The sequence below is a fragment of the Bartonella doshiae NCTC 12862 = ATCC 700133 genome (assembly GCF_000278155.1).
GTDB classification, from domain to species: domain Bacteria; phylum Pseudomonadota; class Alphaproteobacteria; order Rhizobiales; family Rhizobiaceae; genus Bartonella; species Bartonella doshiae.
Genome location: NZ_JH725094.1, coordinates 63096 through 84627, shown reverse-complemented (window position 1 = coordinate 84627; position 21532 = coordinate 63096). Strand labels below are relative to the sequence as shown.

22 protein-coding genes, 3 tRNA genes and 1 pseudogene are annotated in these 21532 nt (G+C 40.9%); 2 read left to right on the top strand and 24 right to left on the bottom strand.

Annotated elements, in window-relative coordinates:
- Positions 1-2: 2 nt before the first annotated feature.
- The 11 genes from MCS_RS00455 to MCS_RS00405 form a co-directional block, all read right to left on the bottom strand.
- Positions 3-623 carry an NADH-quinone oxidoreductase subunit J gene (locus MCS_RS00455; protein ID WP_004854318.1) on the bottom strand — a complete coding sequence of 207 codons (621 nt, stop codon included), beginning with the start codon at positions 621-623 and terminating at the stop codon, positions 3-5.
- 96 nt (positions 624-719) lie between these two features.
- Positions 720-1211, bottom strand: coding sequence for an NADH-quinone oxidoreductase subunit NuoI (gene nuoI / locus MCS_RS00450; RefSeq protein ID WP_004854316.1), 492 nt, complete (start codon positions 1209-1211; stop codon positions 720-722).
- 13 nt (positions 1212-1224) lie between these two features.
- Positions 1225-2271 carry an NADH-quinone oxidoreductase subunit NuoH gene (nuoH, locus tag MCS_RS00445; RefSeq protein ID WP_004854312.1) on the bottom strand — a complete coding sequence of 349 codons (1047 nt, stop codon included), beginning with the start codon at positions 2269-2271 and terminating at the stop codon, positions 1225-1227.
- A gap of 22 nt (positions 2272-2293) precedes the next feature.
- The gene (gene nuoG / locus MCS_RS00440) at positions 2294-4363 is read right to left on the bottom strand and encodes an NADH-quinone oxidoreductase subunit NuoG (protein ID WP_004854311.1); all 2070 of its coding nucleotides are present in this window, start codon (positions 4361-4363) and stop codon (positions 2294-2296) included.
- Positions 4364-4432: 69 nt separating this feature from the next.
- Positions 4433-5737 carry an NADH-quinone oxidoreductase subunit NuoF gene (gene nuoF, locus MCS_RS00435; RefSeq protein ID WP_004854309.1) on the bottom strand — a complete coding sequence of 435 codons (1305 nt, stop codon included), beginning with the start codon at positions 5735-5737 and terminating at the stop codon, positions 4433-4435.
- 147 nt (positions 5738-5884) lie between these two features.
- Positions 5885-6559 (bottom strand): NADH-quinone oxidoreductase subunit NuoE, encoded by a 675-nt coding sequence (gene nuoE / locus MCS_RS00430; protein ID WP_004854308.1) that lies wholly within the window; start codon positions 6557-6559, stop codon positions 5885-5887.
- Entirely contained in the window at positions 6559-7749 is a 1191-nt protein-coding gene (locus tag MCS_RS00425) for an NADH-quinone oxidoreductase subunit D (protein ID WP_004854306.1), read from the bottom strand. Before MCS_RS00425 ends, nuoE begins: the two co-directional genes overlap by 1 nt.
- Positions 7750-7868: 119 nt before the next feature.
- The gene (locus tag MCS_RS00420) at positions 7869-8477 is read right to left on the bottom strand and encodes an NADH-quinone oxidoreductase subunit C (RefSeq protein ID WP_004854304.1); all 609 of its coding nucleotides are present in this window, start codon (positions 8475-8477) and stop codon (positions 7869-7871) included.
- A 14-nt stretch (positions 8478-8491) separates the two neighbouring features.
- Positions 8492-9073 carry a NuoB/complex I 20 kDa subunit family protein gene (locus tag MCS_RS00415; protein ID WP_004854302.1) on the bottom strand — a complete coding sequence of 194 codons (582 nt, stop codon included), beginning with the start codon at positions 9071-9073 and terminating at the stop codon, positions 8492-8494.
- A complete protein-coding gene (locus tag MCS_RS00410; RefSeq protein ID WP_004854299.1) occupies positions 9064-9429 on the bottom strand; it encodes an NADH-quinone oxidoreductase subunit A in 366 nt (121 codons plus the stop codon). Before MCS_RS00410 ends, MCS_RS00415 begins: the two co-directional genes overlap by 10 nt.
- A gap of 342 nt (positions 9430-9771) precedes the next feature.
- Positions 9772-9848, bottom strand: a tRNA-Asp gene (locus tag MCS_RS00405).
- Positions 9849-10022: 174 nt separating this feature from the next.
- On the opposite strand from MCS_RS00405, the gene MCS_RS00400 reads away from it, so the two are divergent.
- Positions 10023-10098: transfer RNA gene (locus MCS_RS00400), tRNA-Val, on the top strand.
- Between the two features lie 340 nt (positions 10099-10438).
- Positions 10439-10528: transfer RNA gene (locus tag MCS_RS00395), tRNA-Ser, on the top strand.
- Positions 10529-10629: 101 nt separating this feature from the next.
- Here the strand turns inward: MCS_RS00395 and MCS_RS08595 are convergent.
- The 13 genes and pseudogenes from MCS_RS08595 to MCS_RS00330 form a co-directional block, all read right to left on the bottom strand.
- Positions 10630-10997, bottom strand: a pseudogene (locus tag MCS_RS08595) (XRE family transcriptional regulator).
- A complete protein-coding gene (locus MCS_RS00385) occupies positions 10998-11444 on the bottom strand; it encodes a hypothetical protein (RefSeq protein ID WP_004854298.1) in 447 nt (148 codons plus the stop codon). It abuts the pseudogene before it with no gap.
- Positions 11445-11479: 35 nt separating this feature from the next.
- Complete coding sequence (locus tag MCS_RS08560) at positions 11480-11698, bottom strand: hypothetical protein (protein WP_004854294.1); 219 nt, start codon at positions 11696-11698, stop codon at positions 11480-11482.
- On the bottom strand, positions 11679-11897 hold the full coding sequence (locus MCS_RS08890) for a hypothetical protein (protein WP_035452328.1): 219 nt from the start codon (positions 11895-11897) through the stop codon (positions 11679-11681). The genes MCS_RS08560 and MCS_RS08890 overlap by 20 nt, the downstream gene beginning before the upstream one ends.
- Complete coding sequence (locus tag MCS_RS00370; protein WP_004854293.1) at positions 11830-12057, bottom strand: hypothetical protein; 228 nt, start codon at positions 12055-12057, stop codon at positions 11830-11832. Before MCS_RS00370 ends, MCS_RS08890 begins: the two co-directional genes overlap by 68 nt.
- Positions 12054-12719, bottom strand: coding sequence for a lysozyme (locus tag MCS_RS00365; protein WP_004854291.1), 666 nt, complete (start codon positions 12717-12719; stop codon positions 12054-12056). Before MCS_RS00365 ends, MCS_RS00370 begins: the two co-directional genes overlap by 4 nt.
- Before the next feature lie 13 nt (positions 12720-12732).
- Positions 12733-14436, bottom strand: coding sequence for a hypothetical protein (locus MCS_RS08805; RefSeq protein ID WP_004854290.1), 1704 nt, complete (start codon positions 14434-14436; stop codon positions 12733-12735).
- 17 nt (positions 14437-14453) lie between these two features.
- Entirely contained in the window at positions 14454-14705 is a 252-nt protein-coding gene (locus MCS_RS00355) for a hypothetical protein (RefSeq protein ID WP_004854288.1), read from the bottom strand.
- A 9-nt stretch (positions 14706-14714) separates the two neighbouring features.
- Positions 14715-15692 (bottom strand): tail fiber protein, encoded by a 978-nt coding sequence (locus MCS_RS00350; protein WP_004854286.1) that lies wholly within the window; start codon positions 15690-15692, stop codon positions 14715-14717.
- Positions 15685-16677 carry a transglycosylase SLT domain-containing protein gene (locus MCS_RS00345; RefSeq protein WP_004854285.1) on the bottom strand — a complete coding sequence of 331 codons (993 nt, stop codon included), beginning with the start codon at positions 16675-16677 and terminating at the stop codon, positions 15685-15687. Before MCS_RS00345 ends, MCS_RS00350 begins: the two co-directional genes overlap by 8 nt.
- Positions 16677-18890: a hypothetical protein gene (locus MCS_RS00340; RefSeq protein WP_004854282.1), complete on the bottom strand. Its 2214-nt coding sequence runs from the start codon at positions 18888-18890 to the stop codon at positions 16677-16679. Before MCS_RS00340 ends, MCS_RS00345 begins: the two co-directional genes overlap by 1 nt.
- Entirely contained in the window at positions 18883-20709 is a 1827-nt protein-coding gene (locus tag MCS_RS00335; protein WP_004854281.1) for a hypothetical protein, read from the bottom strand. The genes MCS_RS00340 and MCS_RS00335 overlap by 8 nt, the downstream gene beginning before the upstream one ends.
- Entirely contained in the window at positions 20709-21521 is an 813-nt protein-coding gene (locus MCS_RS00330; RefSeq protein ID WP_245256363.1) for a tail fiber domain-containing protein, read from the bottom strand. Before MCS_RS00330 ends, MCS_RS00335 begins: the two co-directional genes overlap by 1 nt.
- Positions 21522-21532 lie beyond the last annotated feature (11 nt).

The window sequence follows — 21532 nt, the reverse complement described above, 5'->3', positions numbered from 1 at the left end:
CCTTAAATGCCTTTGCCTGTTTCAACTTGTTTGATTTCGATTGAACTTTCCACCGTCCTAGAAACTTGAACTGCAATGGATTGGCGCTTTACACCTATCTTATGACGAAGTGTCAAAACAATAGCACCAATCATTGCAACCAATAAAATTATTCCAGCAATTTGAAAATAGAAAACATAATCCGTATAGAGAATATCACCTAATGCTTGTGTATTTGTTCGCTGCGCTAAATCTGGCATTGGTTGCGTAACATGTGTTCTCAAGACTGGAGAAAAATAGCTACTCACAAAAACAACAATCAATTCTACAGCGATAATAACGCCAATAAGAGCTCCAATAGGAGCATACCGAAGAGTTCCACTCTTTAACTCAGCAAAATCAACGTCAAGCATCATAACGACAAATAAAAATAAAACAGCGACAGCTCCAACATACACAACAAGCAGAATAAGTCCTAAAAACTCTGCTCCTGCAAGCAAAAATAAAGCTGCTGCATTAAAAAATGCTAATATTAAAAACAAAACAGAATGCACAGGATTGCGTGCTGTAATAACAACAACAGCACTCGCAAGCATAATAAAAGCAAACAAATAGAAAAATGCCGCCGCTAGATCCGTTAGCATAGGCTTCTCCTCAACTAATCAAACAATTGGTATAACACTTCATACCAGATTACAATTTATCGGAAAAATTATCCGACACCTCATTCAACGATACACTTAACGATAAGGTGCATCCATTAATATATTACGAGCAATTTCTCGCTCCCAGCGATCTCCATTCAATAAAAGTTTTTCTTTATCATAATAAAGCTCTTCACGTGTTTCCGTCGCAAACTCAAAATTTGGACCTTCGACAATAGCTTCAACCGGACATGCTTCTTGACAAAAACCACAGTAAATACATTTAACCATGTCTATATCATAACGAACAGTTCTACGCGTACCATCATTGCGCCGCGGTCCCGCTTCAATTGTGATAGCTTGAGCAGGGCAAATCGCTTCACACAATTTACATGCAATACACCGTTCTTCACCATTTGGATAGCGACGTAATGCATGTTCACCACGAAAACGCTGAGAAACAACCCCCTTCTCATAAGGATAATTAATCGTAGGCTTTGGTGAAAAAAACTGACGCATTGCCAAGAAAAAAGCACTCACAAATTCCAATAAAAGGAGTGATTTCGCTGCTTGAATAAGACCTGACATATGAGAGCTCCTCTTAAGCAAAACCAGTATATTTTAAGAAAGCAGCAGTTATCACAACCATCGCTAGTGAAAGAGGAAGAAAAACCTTCCAACCAAGTCGCATGAGCTGATCATAACGATAGCGCGGAACAAATGCTTTAACCATAGCAAACCAAAAAAATACAAAACAAATCTTTAGAACAAACCAAATAATACCAGGAACCCAATTAAGCCACCAAACATCCAAGGGAGGTAACCAACCACCTAAAAATAAAATGGTTGTTAATGCGCACATTAAAACAATAGCAACATACTCACCAAGAAAAAAAAGCATGTAAGGTGTTGAAGAATACTCAACCATATGACCAGCTACAAGTTCAGATTCAGCTTCGACCAAATCAAAAGGAGGACGATTTGTTTCTGCAAGTGCAGAAATAAAAAATATAATAAACATTGGAAAAAGAACGAGCCAATTCCAATCAAGAAAACTGTTAAAAGGAAGACCAAGACTCGTACCAATTCCAGAACTTTGTTTATGAACAATTGTTGTAAGATCCAATGAACCACTTACTAAAATGACGGTTACAAGCACAAACCCAATTGAAACCTCATAAGAAACCATCTGTGCAGCGGAACGAAGAGCCCCTAAGAAAGGATATTTAGAGTTTGACGCCCACCCCCCCATAATGACACCGTAAACTTCAAGAGATGAAATAGCCAAGATATAAAGCAAACCAACATTAATTTTCGCAACTTCCCAGCCTTCATTAACTGGAATAACAGCCCACGTTGATAAAGCGAGTGTAGCGGACACAAAAGGTGCCAACAGAAAAACACCCTTATTAGCACCAGCAGGAATAATAGGCTCTTTAACAACAAATTTAATTAAATCCGCAAAAGACTGTAACAAACCCCATGGACCAACAACGTTTGGTCCACGACGCAATTGTACAGCGGCCCAAATCTTTCTATCTGCGTAAAGAAGGTAAGCAACTAAAACAAGAAGAACAACTAAAAGGAGAAGTGTTTTTCCAACTATAATGAGTAATGGCAAGAGCCAAGTCATAAAGAAATCATACATCATTGTCCTTTTCCCTCTGCCCTTACTCTACAGCTTGCATAGCATGATTCTTTGCAAGAGATGAACATTCTGCCATAACGGCAGAAGCACGTGCTATCGGATTTGTCAAATAAAAGTCTTTTACCATAGAAGGAAACGTTTGTGTTTCTAAAACAATCATGTGTGAACCAAGCACTCTAAGATCATCTATATCGGAAGGCGCTATATCATCAATGGCACAAAGGTGTGGATAATCATTAAACAGATTCTGTCTTAATTGAGAAAGCGAATCAAAAGGAAGCTTTCGTTCTAAAATATCTGATAAAGCACGTAAAATAGCCCAATCTTCTTTTGCTTCACCTGGGGCAAAACCCGCCCGATTTGTCATTTGAACACGCCCTTCTGTATTCACATAAAGTCCTGATTTTTCAGTATAAGCTGATGCTGGCAAAATAACATCAGCAGCGTGCGCACCTTTATCACCATGACTACCAATATAAATTGTAAAAGCTTTTGTATTGGCTAATTCCACTTCATCAGCACCAAGTAAAAATAAAACTTCACAGGTTTTAAGAATATTTGCAACCCCAAGCTTGGAAGTAAAACCAATGTCCAATCCTCCAACAGTTGATGCAGCATTGTGAAGAACACCAAACCCATTCCATTTCTCGCTAAGAGCTCCAACACTATCAGCTAATTTTGCAAGATTTTTTAAAACAGATAAACCTTCCTTACCTGAAAGAGCTCCCTCCCCAATAAGAATAAGTGGTTTCTCAGCTTCTTTTAACACATAAAAAAACGCATCTTCACCACGAACAAGTGCACTCAATGCATTGGTACCTGCTCCAAGATAAGAATAAGGATAACGTAAATCGACCTTTTCCCCAATTAATGCGATGGGGAAATGTCCCATCCGTTGGCGCTTTAAAATACGTGCATTTAAAACCGCGGCTTCATAACGCGGATTAGATCCCACGATAAGCAATGCATCAGCCTGTTCAATACCTGCGATCGTCGGATTAAAAATATAACTTGAACGCCCCAATTCAGGAGATAGAATCATCCCTCTTTGACGACAATCAAAAAAATTTGACCCCAATGAAAGAAGCAATGTTTTAAGTGCGTACATTTCCTCAACAGACGCGAGATCTCCAGCAATCGCTCCAATTTTTTCTGGTAAGGTTTTAGAAATCACCATTTTAATTTTTGCAAAAGCTTCTGTCCAACTTACAGGCTGAAATTTTCCATCTTTGCGTACATATGGCCTATCAAGTCGCTGAGTGCGCAATCCATCCCAAATAAAACGAGTCTTATCAGAAATCCATTCCTCATTTACATCTTCATTTGTACGCGGCATAATCCGCATCACTTCACGACCGCGGCTATCAATGCGGATCGCACTACCAAGTGCATCCATTACATCAATCGATTCCGTTTTAACCAATTCCCAAGGACGCGCATGAAACGCATAAGGTTTTGAAGTTAAAGCTCCCACCGGACAAAGATCAATAACATTTCCCTGTAATTCAGATGTCATTGCTTTTTCAAGATACGTCGTAATTTCAGCATCTTCACCACGACCTATCAAACCAAGCTCAGAAATACCCGCCACTTCTGTCGTAAAACGAACACAGCGTGTGCAATGGATACACCGTGTCATAACTGTCTTCACAAGTGGCCCAATATATTTATCTTCTACAGCACGCTTATTTTCACTATAACGAGAACAATCACGCCCATAAAGCATCGCTTGATCTTGAAGATCGCATTCTCCCCCTTGATCACAGACAGGACAATCCAAAGGATGATTGATAAGGAGAAACTCCATAACACCTTCACGTGCTTTTTTAACCATTGCCGTGTTGGTAAAAATTTCAGGGATTTCACCATTAGGCCCTAGCCGTAAATCGCGAACTCCCATAGCACAAGAAGCTTGAGGTTTTGGAGGCCCGCCCTTAACCTCAACCAAACACATGCGGCAATTTCCAGCAATTGATAAAGATTCATGAAAACAAAAACGAGGAACTTCAGCACCAGCTGCCTCAGCAGCTTGAAGCAACGTATAGTAATCAGGGACTTCAATCTCTTTACCATCAACTTTGATATTTATCATCACTCATCCAGCCTGCGGATAACCCACTTAAAACTTGCATTCCGTTACTCTTAGCAACAGAATTCTTTATCACACCGCTTCCAAAGCAATATTTTTGCTTTGGACTACATTTCGCGTATAATCTTCAATTCTACGCTCGATTTCCGGACGAAAATTACGTATCAACCCCTGCACAGGCCATGCGGCAGCATCACCAAGCGCACAAATAGTGTGTCCTTCAACCTGTTTAGACACTTCAAACAAAAGATCAATTTCGCGTTTTTGCGCTCTTCCTTCAACCATACGCCCTAAAAGACGCATCATCCAACCCGTCCCCTCACGACACGGTGTACACTGACCGCAACTCTCGTGCTTAAAAAAAGCAGCTATACGCCAAATTGCCTTGATAATATCGGTTGATTTATCCATAACAATCATCCCCCCTGTACCAAAAGAAGACCCGACATCTCGCATCCCATCAAAATCCATGATCGCATCGATCATATCCTCACCGCGAACGACTGGGCAAGAAGCCCCCCCTGGAATAACTGCTAAAAGATTATTCCATCCACCACGAACACCACCCGTATGTTTTTCAATTAATTCACGGAATGAAACACCAAGAGCGTCTTCAAATGTACAAGGTGCATTAACATGCCCTGAAACCATAAACAATTTCGTTCCAACATTATTTGCTCGTCCAATTGATGAAAACCACGAAGCGCCCCGCCGCAAAATCGTTGGAACAACGGCAATGGACTCTACATTATTTACTGTTGTCGGACAGCCATAAATCCCTATATTGGCAGGAAATGGTGGTTTAAGCCGAGGTTGTCCCTTTTTCCCCTCAAGACTTTCAAGAAGAGCCGTTTCTTCACCACAAATATAAGCACCAGCTCCATGATGAATAACAATATCACAAGCATGCCCATATTTCGTTTTTTTACCAAGTAAACCTGCATCATAACATTCATCAACAGCAGCTTGAAGCGCTTCACGTTCACGAATATATTCACCACGAATATAAATAAAAGCGACATTCGCTCCCATAGCAAAAGTAGCAAATGCACATCCTTCAATTAAAGTATGGGGATCATGTCGTAAAATATCACGGTCTTTACATGTTCCAGGCTCTGATTCGTCCGCATTTACAACCAAATAGTGAGGCCGTCCATCACTCTGTTTTGGCATAAAAGACCACTTCATTCCTGTAGGGAAACCAGCACCTCCCCGCCCACGCAAACCGGATGCCTTCACTTCATCAATGATCCAATTACGGCCTTTGTCAATAATCGCCTTGGTACCATCCCAATGCCCACGCAACATTGCAGCTTTTAATGATTTATCTTTTAAACCATACAGATTGGTGAAAATGCGATCTTTATCAGCCAGCATACCCCACCCTTTTTTCTTTTTTCCATAGCATTTTTCGCTTTTCCTCAAACGCAATTTTTAAATATCTTTTCAAGACTTCTTACTTTTTGTTAAATGTTGCCATCATGGGTAGAATAATAAAATACTTTCTCAAGAAAAATACTTAAATTATGTTTCGATTCTTTCTTTATCCTTTTTTTGTGAAGACTTGAGAGATCTTTTTTTTTCTTTCTCATCATCAATAAGAGAAGTTAAACCACCAATTGGTTCCGATGATTTACGACTACTTTGCGGACCAACCGCTATTTCAGAACCTTTACCTACTTCAAATGCATCAATAATTTCTTCAAGACGCTCAGCTGTAAGATCTTCATAAGTATCTTTAAAAATCATAACCATTGGAGCATTCACACAAGCACCAAGACATTCTACCTCTTCCCATGATAAGGTTCCATCCTGATTAGTAACAAAAGGTTCATGATGAATTTTTTTCTGACAAACTTTAATTAATTCACCAGATCCACGTAACATACAAGGGGTCGTACCACAAACCTGAATATGTGCCTTTGTTCCCACGGGTTTGAGTTGAAACTGAGTGTAAAAAGTTGCAACTTCCAGAACACGAATATAAGCCATGGAAAGAATCTGAGCAATATGCTCAATGGCAGCACGTGTCACCCAACCATCTTGCTCTTGAGCACGCATTAATAATGGAATTACAGCAGACTGCTCACGCCCTACAGGATATTTTTTTATGGTATTTTTTACCCATATCTGATTTTCTTTTGTAAAAGAAAACTCAGCGGGCTGATAAACATCATCTGCAAGACGGCGCACGGACATTAGCGATCAACCTCCCCAAAAACAATATCAATCGAACCTAAAATAGCTGTAGCATCCGCCAACATATGACCTCGCGTTAAAAAATCCATAGCTTGAAGATGCGCAAAGCCAGGAGCACGCAACTTAACACGATAAGGCTTATTGGTGCCATCAGAAACAAGATAAACGCCAAACTCACCCTTCGGGGCTTCCACAGCAACATATACTTCTCCAGGAGGCGTATGAAAACCTTCCGTATAAAGCTTGAAATGATGAATAAGCGCTTCCATAGAACTTTTCATTTCACCACGCTTTGGAGGCACAATCTTGCGATCCAAACTCGAAACTGGTCCATTTTTTTCAGTACTCAGTAAACGATCCACACATTGGCGCATAATTTTCGCTGATTGACGCATTTCTTCCATACGAATTAGATAACGATCATAGCAATCACTATTTTTACCTACAGGAATATCAAATTCCATTTCATCATAACATTCGTAAGATTGGCTTTTACGTAAATCCCATGGCACACCAGCTCCACGAATCATAACACCAGAAAAGCCACGCGCCCAAGCTTCATCAATACTTACCACGCCAATATCCACATTACGCTGCTTAAAAATCCGATTTGGTGTTACAAGTGCATCAAGTTTACCAAGAGCAACAAGAAAAGGATCAATAAAATTACCAATATCCTCAATTAAAGATTCTGGTAAATCTTGATGCACACCACCAGGACGAAAATAATTTGCATGAAGACGTGCGCCACATGCACGTTCATAAAAAATCATCAATCTTTCACGTTGCTCAAATCCCCAAAGCGGTGGTGTCAAAGCACCAACATCCATTGCTTGCGTTGTTACATTAAGTAAATGATTAAGTATGCGTCCAATTTCAGAAAACAAAACACGTATTAACTGCCCTCGTTTAGGAACTTCAACACCCAATAATTTTTCAATCGCAAGCACAAAAGCATGCTCCTGATTCATAGGAGCAACATAATCTAAACGATCTAGATAAGGACCAGCTTGAAGATAAGTTTTTGTTTCCATTAATTTTTCTGTACCGCGATGCAATAATCCAATATGCGGATCTACACGCTCAACAACTTCACCATCCAATTCTAAAACCATGCGCAAAACCCCATGCGCTGCAGGATGCTGCGGTCCAAAATTGATATTAAAGTTCCGAACATTAACTTCAGCCACAATCAACCCCTTGCTTTTCTAAAACTTCATATTAAATGTCAGAAAAAAATTTTATCATACTGAAAATATTAAAAATAAGATGTTTGTCCTTATTATACAATTTTCAACCAGCACCAATATCACTTTTTGTTGTCTGCTTTTTCATTGCAAGGCAAAGCATATTGCGTCCCTTCCCAAGGAGAAAGAAAATCAAAATTGCGTATCTCTTGCCGCAAAACAACAGGTTCATAAATCACCCTTTTTGCTTCATTATCATAACGGCATTCAACAAATCCTGTTACAGGAAAATCTTTACGTAAAGGATATCCTTCAAATCCATAGTCAGTTAAAATACGCCTTAAATCCGGATGACCTGAAAACAAAATTCCGAACATATCGTATGTCTCACGCTCATACCATTCGGCTCCCGGATAAACCGAGCAAGCAGAAGCAACAGGAGTATTTTCATCTGTACGCACTTTAACACGTAAGCGTAAATTCTGACGAGGAGATAGCAATTGGTATGAAACATCAAAACGCTTCTCACGAAAAGGATAATCAACACCACTAATGTCTGTAATATTAATAAACTGACAACGAGAATCATCACGAGCAAATACCAAGACATCTGTAATTGCATCAAGACGCGATATAATCGTCAATTCATCAAATGCAATTACAGTTTCTTCAAGTTTGTCTCCTAATTTGTTTTTCAAATAAGTTTCAAGTTCGATTAATGATGCATTCATCGTGACAACACCCCCTATCGTTCTATGGAACCAGTACGACGGATTTTTTTCTGCAGCAATAATATACCGTATAGCAATGCCTCCGCTGTAGGAGGACACCCTGGAACATAAATATCCACAGGCACAATACGATCGCACCCACGTACAACCGAGTAAGAATAATGATAATACCCTCCACCGTTTGCACATGATCCCATAGAAATCACATAACGCGGCTCTGGCATCTGATCATAAACTTTTCTTAAAGCAGGAGCCATTTTATTTGTAAGAGTCCCCGCAACTACCATTACATCTGATTGACGAGGTGAAGCACGCGGTGCATATCCAAAACGCTCATTATCATAGTGAGGCATTGAACATTGCATCATTTCAACAGCACAACAAGCCAAACCAAAACTCATCCACATTAAAGAACCAGTACGTGCCCAAGTTATCAGAGCATCCGCCGAGGTAACTAAAAACCCCTTATCCGATAATTCAGCATGAATATTGCGGAAAAATTCATCATCAGAACCTATAGGCTTACCCTTATTAGAATCAATAATCCCTTTTGGTTTTGGAGCAATAAGCGTTGAATTGTTAGAGATTAATCCCATTCAAGAGCTCCCTTTTTCCATTCATAGATAAACCCAATTGTTAAAAGTGCCAAAAATACAATCATCGACCAAAAACCAAACATACCTATTGAATCAAATGAAACTGCCCAAGGGAAAAGAAACGCAACTTCAAGGTCAAAAATAATAAACAAAATTGAAACCAAGTAAAATCGAATATCAAATTTCATGCGAGCATCACTAAACGAATTAAACCCACATTCATAAGCCGATAATTTTTCAGGATCGGGAGAACGATATGCTACGATGTAAGGTGTAACCAAAAGAACTCCAGAAATAACTGCCGAAACAGCAATAAAAACTAAAACTGGTAAATAAGAGCCCAATAAATGAGTCATAATCCTCTTCCACCTTAACAAGATGCCTGAATTAACGCAATCACTCAACATTGTCTAGATTCAATAGACCAAATTATGATAACTGCTTTGTTAATTCCGCTCGTACTGCTTCAAGGGCATGTCGGGCGATATTTTCTGTTGGCATAGGTAACGCAGAGCAAAGAAAGACGCAAGTCCTATTCTTATAAACAACGGAAAAAAGGAAAAGCCAAATTTCATGAAAACGCCCCAAAACCAATCCCCTTTATGGTTGGATATCTTAAAAACTGACCGCCACACAATAAGGTAAATACCCTTGCGAAGAGAACGCTTATACTCACGAAATGGAAGTTTATGATGAAATGGCGCGAGTGACGGGGCTCGAACCCGCGACCTCCGGCGTGACAGGCCAGCACTCTAACCAACTGAGCTACACCCGCGCACTTCTCTAGAACCAATTTAATTGGTATAAACGGTCGTGTAAGGGGTTCATTCGTTTATGTCAAGCAGGCTTATACATTTTTTCAAAAAAATTATCTAACAACATCTTTATTCTTGCGTTTGGAAAAAAAATTCCTTAAAGGTTTGCCCATTCAGTTGCTGATCATTACATTGGGCGATTAGCTCAGCTGGTAGAGCGCCTCGTTTACACCGAGGATGTCGGGAGTTCGAGTCTCTCATCGCCCACCATATAATTTATATTCATATTAAGTTATTGATTCTTCATATTATGAAGAATTCAAAATGAATAAATGGCTTTTCCAATACTCTGCTCTAATTTTTGCGAATCAGAGTTTTTTAGTATATCAGAATTTTCTAGAAATGATTTAGCTTTTCGTTAGTGTTTTAGATGTGCGAAATACAGTTTCCCACACCCATAAAATGGCTGATTTAAGAAGAAATTCTCGAATAAAAGGTGGATTAGGAATTATTTTTGATTCGCTTGCAAATAATTTTATTAAAAACATTTAGAAACACATTTAAATGATTGACCTTTTGCAAGAACTTTGTAAGAAAGCATATTCAGTTTGGAGGGGTGGCCGAGCGGTTTAAGGCACCGGTCTTGAAAACCGGCGTGCAGGAGACTGTACCGTGGGTTCGAATCCCACCCCCTCCGCCACAGCACTTTTGTCGTGCTATAACTTATTGATTTTATGTGTGTTTTTTCAAGGTGCGGGATTCGTAAATAAAGGTTCGGGAATAGGATTCTCGAACATGCTTCTACAAAGCGCATGCTTGTTTGCTAACTTTCTCTAATAATTTTTTAAATTCTGCTAAATCCTGTTGTGAAAGATTATGTAAATTTCTAACAAACATGCCAACAATTTCACGACTCAACGGATTAGAAGGCTTTATTGTAAAACTCTTGCGGCAAACATCAGCCTCTTTTCTTAAGAGACATGCTATCTTTTGGTCTAAAGCGTAAAACTCTATAATCTTTTCCTCCAGCCCTACAGGAACAGACTTTTTGCCAATCTCGACAGAAGATAAAAATGCTACAGATATATCTAATTTTTAGCCATATCTAAAAGGCGTTCTGAATGATCAATGCGGAGTTTGCGTAAGGTTTTACCAAATGGTGTTAGCATCTAAACATAACTCCTTTTCACAACTTTAGAATAAAAAATATTACAGTATTTCTCGCTTGCTTTGTGCAAAAGAAAACAACTACCATCTGCTTTTGCTCCAAAATAAAAATCATTAAAATGACTAGGAGTGGAACATCTCCTGATGTAACAGTAATCAAAGTCGTCCTTGAGTAAACAATCTGATAAGTAATAATTGATTGATTCTATACGCTGTTCAACTGCATCAATATCAGTGAAATCAATAATATCTTTCTGAAAACTAATATCGAGATTTGCTTTTTTATTCTTTCTCTTTTTACCATTCATGTATCCACTCACGAGCAAATCATTAAAGATTTTTTGCCATTGGAGATTCTTTTCTGAAGTTAAGAGTGGATCTTGTGTTAAGATCACATCATCATTCTGAACAGTCTTTAAGAATCTAATTGTGCTAGGTATATTAAACATAGGCTTTCATATTTTAAGGAGAGGTATGGGTAGGGCTAATTTTTTGAGAACCATTGTTTTAAATGGGCGAAGATATTATCTAGCGCATCCATGAGGCGTGCAAAATCAAGGATAAGCAAAAAAAGAAAAAATACTATCCACTTTATCAAGCGAGACATCATTTTTACACTTTGGTAGGTAAGTATCATTTCCTGAAGCATTTCTTTTTCTGCTTCTGTAAGCTCTATGTGTTTTTCAGTTTTTTTTCTGGACATGTTGCCACCCACACAAGTATTCACCCTGCTTGTTATGCTTTAAGATCTCTCTTGCTAAGTTCGAACTGATAACAATAAGATCTTTCCGGCTTACATAAATGGGTAACCAACCAACACAAGAAGAAGCGTATTTATTTGTCGCGCAACCAATCAGAGAGAGCAGCACGCACATCAGCATCACTTTTTTTGTTAATTTCATTTTCTACCTCAAGCCGTGCTGTTGCTTCCTTTAAAGCACTTTCTGTTTGCTTTTGTTGTTCAACCTTTTTTCCAAGGGTAAAGGCTCTAGCTAAGGCAATAAAAAAAGCGGCTAAAGCCGCGCCTGTTATCATCAGATTTCTTTTCATCCATAAGATCATAGACGGTGCTCCTGAAAGCGTTTAGCAACAAAGAAAACACCCGCGCATGCGGCTAAAACCATAATGGTTGCCAAAGCCCATTGAATCGGACCGTTTCCTGCTAACAAGCCTCCAAGCCCAGAAAAAGAACCAATAATCGGTGCAAGAGCTTCTGCTTTGAAAACCCCCGTTGGTGCTTGCATTTCGACTGTTTGATAATTGGAGGAAACATAAGCCCCTTTAGCCCATAGCCCTGCCTCTGCGACACGCCGGTGTACAAGACCTTGTAAACGTTTGCCTCCCGCCTTAGTCCATTTCTGCAATTCAGTTGGTACAGCTTCATAATCCCCCCGATTAAGCCTTTTAAGTAGTGTAGAGTTTTGGAAAGCTGCAATACCTACATTATAACAAAAGGAAACAAGAGCGCCGAACTGCTCGTCGCTTAAATTCACACAAACTGCTTTTTCTACCGCTCTCTCATATTGCTGCAAATCTGCTAAAAGCATAGCTTCGGCTTTTTTTTCCGTAATCACCATACCCTCAACAACTGTTGGTTGACCGGCTTTTTTCGTATGACCATAACCAATCGTCCATATGCCAGAAGCATCTTGATAAGCCTGCAAGCGCAAACCTTCCCACTTTTTTAAACAGTATAAACAGTCTTTACTTATTTTCCGTACCATTGTTCAATTCACCTTATAAATATACCTTTATGAGTACTGCTCCGTCACCGCCATCGCCGCCAATTTTGTCGCCTCCGGATTTCCCATCGAAATATCCCCCGCCGCCACCGCCAGCTCCATTGCCGCCACGACCACCTCTACCACCTTTGTAGCTCTCACCACCCTGCCCCATGGTAGAACCCTTACATTGACCGCCACCACCTCCGCCGCCGCCAAGAAAAGAACTTCCACCGGTACCAGCTCTCTTGCCGTCTATTCCACTTCCTCCACCATTCCCACCAGAAAAAATAAAGCTTTCACCACTGCTGCCCTCCCTGTTTCCTCCTCCATCGCCACCTTTCCCTCCAAAGTTAACAAAAATCATGGAGACGGAATATCCTCCTTCTGCAGTAACAAGCCCTTTGATCATTGTTCTACCACCATTGCATAAAATGTTACTGTCATTGCCTTTACCACCACGACCAATGTAAGCTGTTTTTAATTTATCTAAATCCGAACCTTTCATTTTAACATGCACGCATTGACCGCCGCCGCCGCCGCCATCCTTAACGCCACCACCACCACCGCCCCAAGCCCATACTTCGATATCGGTGTCAGCAGTAATACCATCAGGCAATGGAATATCTCCGCTTTCTGTCATCAGAATTTCAACAGGTTTTCTAACCCCACCACCATTGTTGCCACCGCCGCTGCTATTGCTACTATTTGCTTTGATTGAAGCCATCAGTTTGGCTGGTGAGATAAGAGCATCAACTGTTTTTGTGCCATCAATCCAGTCTTGTTTTGCAAGAGGTTGAATGAGATCAACTTTTTTCTGTACACTATCCGCTGTTTCTTGTGCGACACTTGCCACAGCTTGTGCCCTGTCCCCTGTTTTTTGTGCGGACTCAGCGGTATTTTTCGCATCTACAGCGTGATCTTGCGCATCTTTCGCTGTATTTAATGCAGCACTCCCAATACTCTTTGCCTCACTTGCTGCATAAAGCCCTTGTTGTGCGCTTTCCTGTGCGTATTGTGCCACATCTTCAATTTTATCAATTTTTGCAACCTGTGCACGTTCTTGAGGGGTTAAAATAAGATGCGTATTCCCCTCTTTCATATTCTCCATATCAAAGGCATCTTTTTCTATTTTATCTGGATCATAGACCAATCTTGACATACCAACAGACTTTGAGCCTACAAAATAACGAATGGTATTTTTGAGATCTACCGGAGATATGGGATAATAAACACCTTCATCTCCCCTCCGCCATTTTTCCATCGTTGGCTGCGTAGAACTCAACCATCGTAGCTTTGATCTTTCCTCTATGGTTAAGATCTTTTTGGTAGGACCCTCGTGCATATTTTCCATAGAAAATGCATTTGCACCCACATTGTCGGGGTCATATGTAGCAGCCTTCATATCGCCAATCCCTAAAGGCGATATTTTTACCCAGCCAGCGCCTGATAAAATCGTATTCTCACAAGCTTCACCACTTGCTTCAATATCGTGAATTGTGACCTTATTTTTGTAAGCAAGGGCTCCAATATCTCTCTTTGCAACCGCATCATCAGCTTTCTTTCCTTGAGCTGCACTCGCAAAATATTCTACCTCATAAGCCGCTGCACTCCCCACTGAAACTGGTGCAAGAGCCTTACTATCTAAAACACCTTCTTTGACTTCTTCTTTTGTTGCTGGTTCAAGCTTAAATATATGTGTGTGATAGGGTAATGGCATCGCGTTTCATTCCTTAATCAGTTCGTTGTCTTGTTGTGTGAGAGAGAGGACTGCAATTCATCAATAAGTTTTTGCATGATCTCTATGCGTTTATCTGTCGCTTCTTTATATTCTGCCAAAGCGCTTAAAAGATCATGATGTATGTCGCTTTTGACGAGATCAAGCACCTTATTTAAGGGTGCATGAACCATTCGATTGCTTGCATAAAAAAGGACGCGGATTTGCTCCGCGTCCGCAATATCATCAATAGCAGACGGATTATTGATCATCTGAAAACCTTATGATTTTATGGCATAAACAACCGGTACATTAACAGGGCGTGTTTCTGCATCGCCCGTTGAAGAAATCGTTACCTTATGCGTGTGCACTCCAGCAGGTTGTGTATCTTTTGTATAATATGAATTACCAAAAGCAGGATTTTTGCCACCTATTTGGCCAACTCTTGTAACCGTAGAATAATCATGCTTATGCGTATGTTGACCTGCCTCTTCAATGGTACAAGCATGTGTATGAGATTTAATGCTGTCTTTTTGCACCTCTGCGAAGTCTCTATTTTGATCTAAACCACGACCATCATCAAAGCCGCGCAAAAACATTCCTCTAAAATCTGGAACTTTAAAGGTTGTATCGCTGTCTTTTCCCCATTGATCGCCTATCGCTTTGAACAATTGCGGATAATCTTTGCGTTCATAAGTAGCACCATCACATAAAAGCCAACCGTTTGGGATTTCTTGCATAGCAAAAGTTGCAATAAACCCTGAAGGAAAGGTTTCGAACTTTGGTGGTGGAATGGGGGTAGGATTTAAAAGATACCAGCCCTCAAGACCTTTTGTTGATGCGCCATCATTATAGACTATTTCATAAATGCCCCCTGTTTGTAACTCACCGCCTGTCAATGGTACTATCCCCGTGCTAGTGGCTTTATAGAGTGGCTTTGCTCCCATACTATTCATGTTTATTGTTGTCGTGCCAATATTCATACCACGCGCCTTAAAACGGATAATGATATCGTTTTTATATTTCGCTATCGGTGACACCGTCGTCAACGTGATTGATGTTGTTTGTTCCTTTGCATTCACAATAAACTTTGAGTCAAGAGAACCACCATTATCGGCAAGATATTCACGTATACGCTGCATCATGACCCGCGCACTATCATTGACAGAACTAGGTGGCTGCCCTTCTGCCCAATTAATCATACTATCGGAATTGGCATTTTGATCAGCTGTGAGTGACCAGTCATAAATATCAGACATGATAAGCCCCCGTTCTTCTTAATAGCTCTTCGCGCAATTGCTCTTCTTTTTGCCGCCCATAGGAACCAACAGATTGCCGCCTAGAGGGATCAATGAGAGCTGTTAAATCTGTCGGGCGCCCCGTCGATTGTGAGAAACCCGCCATGACTGGTTGCTGTAACATTTGTTGCTGTACCATCTGTGCCTGCTGTTTTTGTCTTTCTCCATTCTCTCTCATTAAATGAAGCAAGCCGGAAAAGCCCTTTTTAAGAGCACCTGCATCAATGCCCTGTGCTTGTAATGGTGTGGTTTCCATAATCTGTCCTGTTAAATTGTCTCCGCTTTCAGGTGCCATCATTCTGTTTGGGAATGGCGTGTCATATGCCATCAATTGGTTGCCCCCTTGATCACCTTGACCCCCTTGATGACCTTGAATTGTCTTTTGAAGCCTCTCAAACCCACGAAAAGGACCCACCTCGTTTGGTGCCGCTTGTCCATTGCTTTGGTTTTGCTGTATCGTTCTCTTCAAAGCATCTCCCGTTTTATTATAAAGCCCATAAATATGATTCATAAAATCCCCTGCTGTAGCTTCTATGTTGCCACCGTTGAGTGTGACTGCCTGTCGACCTAAAAGCTGGCTTGCTGGAATATGTGGATTTTTGATAAGCTTTACTGCCCCTGCTGGTCCTTGTTGGTGTGCGAGGTAAAGCTCTGCCTCTGATGGCTCTCTGCCTAATGCTGTAGCTAAATAACGCGTATTATCCTTCGTTAACCGTGCCATAGCATCAGTTGCTTGAAAGGGATCAAACTTGTTATTGAGTTGATATTGCTTTGCTGTTGAATCTAAAAATTGATACAGCCCTCCCGCACTGCTGTTCTTATTTTTTGCATTTGGATTACCATTACTTTCTATCATAGCAACACGTTCAAGAAAGCTTTCTGGCAAACCATATTTTTGTGCTGCCTGTGAAATAGCACGCTTCACATTGGGATGAAAATTGATCATTAGTTTATAACCGTTCTATCAGCACTGCTGTTCAAAATAATTCCAATAAAATTGAAGAATTTTGTGTGATCTTCTTTTGTTATTAAGCGTTTCTTTTCTGCTTCATGAAACTTCTTAATTAATTCAACGGCTTTTTCTCTTGCTAACCCAAAATCTCCTTTTTCCCGCGCTGTTATAAGCGCTGCAATATCTCTCTCAGTATCTTTATTGACGCTTGAGAGTTTGCGTCCCCATTCCCTTGCAAAAGTTTTCATGGCTGCCTTGATAAGACCAATCTTTCCTACACTCACCGCTTGTTCTATTGTCTTTTCTTCTACTTCACCCATATGGTTTGGCAATCGTGCAAAAAGCTTTGTTCTTTCCACTTCTGGTCGCAACACTTTCATAAGTTGCTTGGCTTTGTCCTCACCAAAACTCTGCCGTAATTTTTCTTGACCATTTTTTGTGTCAAACAAACTCAAAAGACTGTGTTCAAAATTCTGTGCATTGCCTGCTGCATCCTCTATTTGTGACCGCATCCCTTTTTGAAAAGCCTCTTTTTCCATCAACCCAAAACCAGAAAGTTGACTGTTGATTGTATCGAGATTAACGCTCTTCTTCAGCGCTTGTTTTCCCTGCTCTAAGGCATCACCGATAGTACGCTCGTCATAATAAATTTTCCGTGCTTTAGCATAATCTGGAGATGACGTATCCAAAACGTCCAGAATGCGTTGCTTGAAATCAGTCAAATCTCGAGCATATCCCCATTTTCCTTTGATACGTGCAGATTTAATTTGATCATCCAAAACCTCTTTCATCTTATGTAAAATTCGCATATTCAGTTTTGGATATCCATTGCTCCCTATAACTGTTGCATCCGCTTCATTTTGCATTTGCGCAATTGCTTTTTTATAGGCTTTTTGGAAGGCAGGAGTTTCTTGCAACCGCGATAAATCTTTACTGACAGCATTAGAAATAGGAGAAGCTTTCGCCCTCTCATAAAATGGTTCAGCCTTTTTCTGTGCTTGTTTGATAATCTCTTGCTTTAAATTAAGCGTATCTACTTTTGGACCCATCACATCTGTCAACGCATCCTTTACCCGCAGTGCACTCGCATCTTGTCTTTCATTCAAACGATTACTTATGAGCGAATATGTATCATGGTCTTTTTTTGCTGCCTTAAAAGCTCTTGTAGCAAGCCCATCATGAAGATCAATAATCATTGAATCAGGACCACGCTGTTTTAATGCCCTTTCAAGCTTATCAACACCTTCATCCCCTAAAGTTTGGCTTACATCCCTAAGCGCTCTATCGCTTATCTGAAATGCTTCTTTTTCTGGCATTAGCGCTGCTTTTGCTGCCATTTCAGCTGGGCTTATAGGTCCTCTCAATGCTGCTTTAAGTGATTTTGTCACAAAAGGTGTCACTTTTGATACGCCACTGGCAACAAATGGTGTTGCAACGCCTAACCCTGCACCTAACCCAGCAGACACTAGAGTATCTGCAAGCCCTTCCCCCTCACCACTGCCTGCTATTCCACCATAAATGGCTCCAGCTTTTGCTGCACGCCCCAAGCTAAATTTTGCCGCCTCTTTACTTGCTACTGCTTTCATTGCTGCTTCACCTGCAGCTTTTGCCGCTGCCCGTTCCGCACCCTCTGCTAAAGCAGATTGCACCGCCCTTTCTCCTGCTGCTAAAGCTTTACTCGTTATTTGTGCTCCTGCAACACCAGCTCTTCCTCCCAGCACAACATCAGCCCCAATTGCCGCACGAGCAGCAGCAGTCGCCCCTGCCGCGGGTGGAAAGAGGGCAGAAGCAATTACGGGTGCCGCAGCACCCGCTAAATTCCCCGCAAGAGATAGATAAAACTGATCTCGGTTCGCCGCTCTTTGATAGTCACGCCATCGCTTTGTCACTTCATTATATTTTTTAACTGCTTCTTCATCTCCCATCCAATAATTAATAGGTCCCAGAGGTCCCGAAGCGAATACTCCAGCTATTTCATCATCATACCCCATGGTTAACCCGTGAAGAGCACCCCATCCAAAAGCACCCGCTGCACTTGGATGTGGACCATCTTCTTCTGTTGCACCATTATTTCCTGTAACAGAACCACTTAGCCTTTCCTTATTCTTCGCGAAAAGCTCTTGAAGCTGTTCTGGTGTATAGTCACTTATATGCCCAATGACTCTTGTGTTTTTACGATTAATAAGAGGAGGAATTACTTCAGCCATTGGTTTGTTTCTCCTTAATGCGTCCATCACTATCAATAAACAATACACCTTCCGGTAATGCTTCTATCTGTTTTTCTATTGGATCATTTGACTGCGTATTATTTTTTTTATAAGCATCTTGCCCATAGGCGGCTCGAACGAGCTCGCTTGTTGCATCTGCACCACCAAAAAGAATTGCGCGCGTTGCTGCATTGGATTTGTTGAAAGTATCAATAACGGTTTTTAAAGATTTCTTCATTTGCTCTGCGGAAAGGCTTTGATACAGTGCCGCTACAGAGTTTTGCAAGGTTTGCAATTCCATATTAGACAAGTTTCCAAAGCCAGATGCGCCATTTGGTGAAAATGCTTTTGCTTTTCTCAAGGCATCAATCCCAATATTCGCCTTTAATGAATCAAGCATATGCCCGAAATCTTTTGCCTTAAAACCAGGTATGAATGACCACCAATAACCAAGGAAACCAGTAACATGCGGGTTCTCCTCAACAGTTTTTAGCAATTCTTTAGATGCCGAGAGTATACGATTTGATCTGTCCTCTGTATCCAGAATTTGCATTTGTGTTTGTTGGTTTTTACGCTCCTCCTCCTTCTGTTCTTGGATTAATTTATGTTCTGCACCACTGCCTGCAATTGGCACCGCACGTATGCCACCAAGTGCATTTTCGTCCTTAACATACATATAACCTGATTCAGGCTTTGACAGCATGCCATCAGTATTCCCCCCTAATCCAGAAGCAGTGGAACGCTGTCCTCCTTGGACAGGTATAATTTTCCCTGTGCTTGTTGAGACTTGGAAAGTCATATCCTCAGGCAATCCCTGCTCTGCCTTTTCTTCTGATGTCAATGTTCTATAGGCTTCTTGAGGGCTTAACGTGTTGCCTATAACTTTCATGGCAAGATCTGGATATTGCACAAGGGCTTGTGCGTCTTTATCACTATATCCTTTAGAGCGTAAAAACTCAAAAATTGGTCTATTTTGAGCACGTACATTATTGCCCTGCCGCATAACAAGCGCCGCATTTGAAAAACTTTCTTGCGGTGTTTTTCCTGATGCAAGCCCCGCAAAAAAATCCATTAAATGCTCGGAAAATTCTGATTTTCTAAAACGCTCCCATAAGCTGCTTGGGTCTGCATCTTTATGGATAAAATTTCCAACTGCGTTTACATAATCCGTTGCCTGTTCGGGCTTAGCATTTGCTTTTAAATGTTCTTCTTCTGGAATAGGCGTATGAGAAAGTTTTTCTTCATTGACAGGGCTGCTCTCCTGCGGATTTTTTTCCATAGATCTGTTGTTGATCTCTGCAATATAATCCATCACATTTTTTTGCTGTCGCCCAGCTTCATCCCCACTAGACTGATCAATATTCCCAACAAGTGGAGATTGAGGGATCATTGATGCAACACCTCCCTGCTCTGAGAAGTCATGCTTTTGTTGCTCTGGCGCCTCTTGTATCTTAACAGTATCCTTTGAAACATCCGGTAATGGAGGCATTTGGCGCTTTAAATCATCCGTAGACATAATCAATTCTGCTGGCGTCTTTTTCCCAACTTCTCCTCCTCCTGCTTGAGAACCACGAATAAGCTCTGTAGGACTCAATTTTTGTGGAGTATTATCCCCATTGTTCGCATCAAAAGGGTTTGTGCTAAAAGCAGCGCGTTCTAAAAAACTTGGCTTGTATCGCCCTTCCAACGGCGTGCTTGGAGGCGTAGAAAGCTGTTCGAACAAATGCTTTGGCAATTGATACATACCCTGATATATCAAGGGACGCAAAAATTTTGGATCAAACAACTTTAAAAGAGAATTTGTGTTTTCTTGTTCCATCACTGCACCCTTTCCATCTCAAAGCCAAGCTTGCTATAATCCACATGCAAAAAGCCTGTCGCCTTATGCAAGAAAACAGCTTCAGGTTTTGACTTCAAAACATCCTGCGCCATCACCCCACGATAGCGCTCTGGATAGCCCTTGTAATTATACTCATAGAGTTTGTGTCCATTTCGCTGCCCCACTTGCACGATATTTTCTTTCGCTCTGATGTCGCTAAGCCCAGCAAAAGTACCAAGGATAGTTCCAACATTTCCAACAATCTCCCATGGATTAGGTTTTTGCTGTGGAGTCAATGTCGTCCTTTGTCCTGTTTGCGTTCCGTAATTTCCAGCAACAGCCCCACCAGCTGCGAGCAACTTACTTAACTGGTCCCAATCAAGATTGTTCTGCTGCTCCCATTTTTGCCGCTCTTCATCCAATTGCCGTTGATGATTGGCATCAAGCACACTCCCTCCCGTCAACGCATTGAGATTTGCCTGACCTTGACCTTGAAAGAAGTTATTGGCACCCGCCAACTGATTTTGGTTTGCTTGGTCAATGAGACCATTAGCATTCATCATGTTGTTGACATCTTGGTTATATTGCTGTGATAAAGCTTGTGTTGCTATGCCCCCCAATTCATCAGCCAAAACCCCAGTATGCGCCCCAGAACCATAACGCCCCGCCCCCGAAAGTGAACTGTTAATCGTGTCTGTTGCTTTATTTAATGTGTTTTGAAGCGCTTCATTAAAATAAGGGTTATTGCCTATTTGTTGCCCTGAAGCCATGTTCTTTAAGTTTTGGCTTGTTGAATTTTGCCGTTCTATCAAACTTATGTAAA

Bases quoted from the DNA above. Each gene is read 5' to 3' on its own strand.
- MCS_RS00350 (WP_004854286.1), bottom strand. From the start codon at position 15,692: ATGTCTGATATTTATGACTGGTCACTCACAGCTGATCAAAATGCCAAT.
- MCS_RS00415 (WP_004854302.1), bottom strand. From the start codon at position 9,073: ATGGGATTAATCTCTAACAATTCAACGCTTATTGCTCCAAAACCAAAA.
- MCS_RS00385 (WP_004854298.1), bottom strand. From the start codon at position 11,444: ATGTTTAATATACCTAGCACAATTAGATTCTTAAAGACTGTTCAGAAT.
- MCS_RS08890 (WP_035452328.1), bottom strand. From the start codon at position 11,897: ATGAAATTAACAAAAAAAGTGATGCTGATGTGCGTGCTGCTCTCTCTG.
- MCS_RS00370 (WP_004854293.1), bottom strand. From the start codon at position 12,057: ATGATCTTATGGATGAAAAGAAATCTGATGATAACAGGCGCGGCTTTA.
- nuoF (WP_004854309.1), bottom strand. From the start codon at position 5,737: ATGCTGGCTGATAAAGATCGCATTTTCACCAATCTGTATGGTTTAAAA.
- MCS_RS00355 (WP_004854288.1), bottom strand. From the start codon at position 14,705: ATGATCAATAATCCGTCTGCTATTGATGATATTGCGGACGCGGAGCAA.
- MCS_RS00335 (WP_004854281.1), bottom strand. From the start codon at position 20,709: ATGGAACAAGAAAACACAAATTCTCTTTTAAAGTTGTTTGATCCAAAA.
- MCS_RS00410 (WP_004854299.1), bottom strand. From the start codon at position 9,429: ATGACTCATTTATTGGGCTCTTATTTACCAGTTTTAGTTTTTATTGCT.
- MCS_RS00340 (WP_004854282.1), bottom strand. From the start codon at position 18,890: ATGGCTGAAGTAATTCCTCCTCTTATTAATCGTAAAAACACAAGAGTC.
- MCS_RS08560 (WP_004854294.1), bottom strand. From the start codon at position 11,698: ATGTCCAGAAAAAAAACTGAAAAACACATAGAGCTTACAGAAGCAGAA.
- nuoH (WP_004854312.1), bottom strand. From the start codon at position 2,271: ATGTATGATTTCTTTATGACTTGGCTCTTGCCATTACTCATTATAGTT.
- nuoG (WP_004854311.1), bottom strand. From the start codon at position 4,363: ATGATAAATATCAAAGTTGATGGTAAAGAGATTGAAGTCCCTGATTAC.
- MCS_RS00365 (WP_004854291.1), bottom strand. From the start codon at position 12,719: ATGGTACGGAAAATAAGTAAAGACTGTTTATACTGTTTAAAAAAGTGG.
- MCS_RS00455 (WP_004854318.1), bottom strand. From the start codon at position 623: ATGCTAACGGATCTAGCGGCGGCATTTTTCTATTTGTTTGCTTTTATT.
- MCS_RS00345 (WP_004854285.1), bottom strand. From the start codon at position 16,677: ATGATCAATTTTCATCCCAATGTGAAGCGTGCTATTTCACAGGCAGCA.
- nuoI (WP_004854316.1), bottom strand. From the start codon at position 1,211: ATGTCAGGTCTTATTCAAGCAGCGAAATCACTCCTTTTATTGGAATTT.
- MCS_RS00420 (WP_004854304.1), bottom strand. From the start codon at position 8,477: ATGAATGCATCATTAATCGAACTTGAAACTTATTTGAAAAACAAATTA.
- nuoE (WP_004854308.1), bottom strand. From the start codon at position 6,559: ATGTCCGTGCGCCGTCTTGCAGATGATGTTTATCAGCCCGCTGAGTTT.
- MCS_RS08805 (WP_004854290.1), bottom strand. From the start codon at position 14,436: ATGCCATTACCCTATCACACACATATATTTAAGCTTGAACCAGCAACA.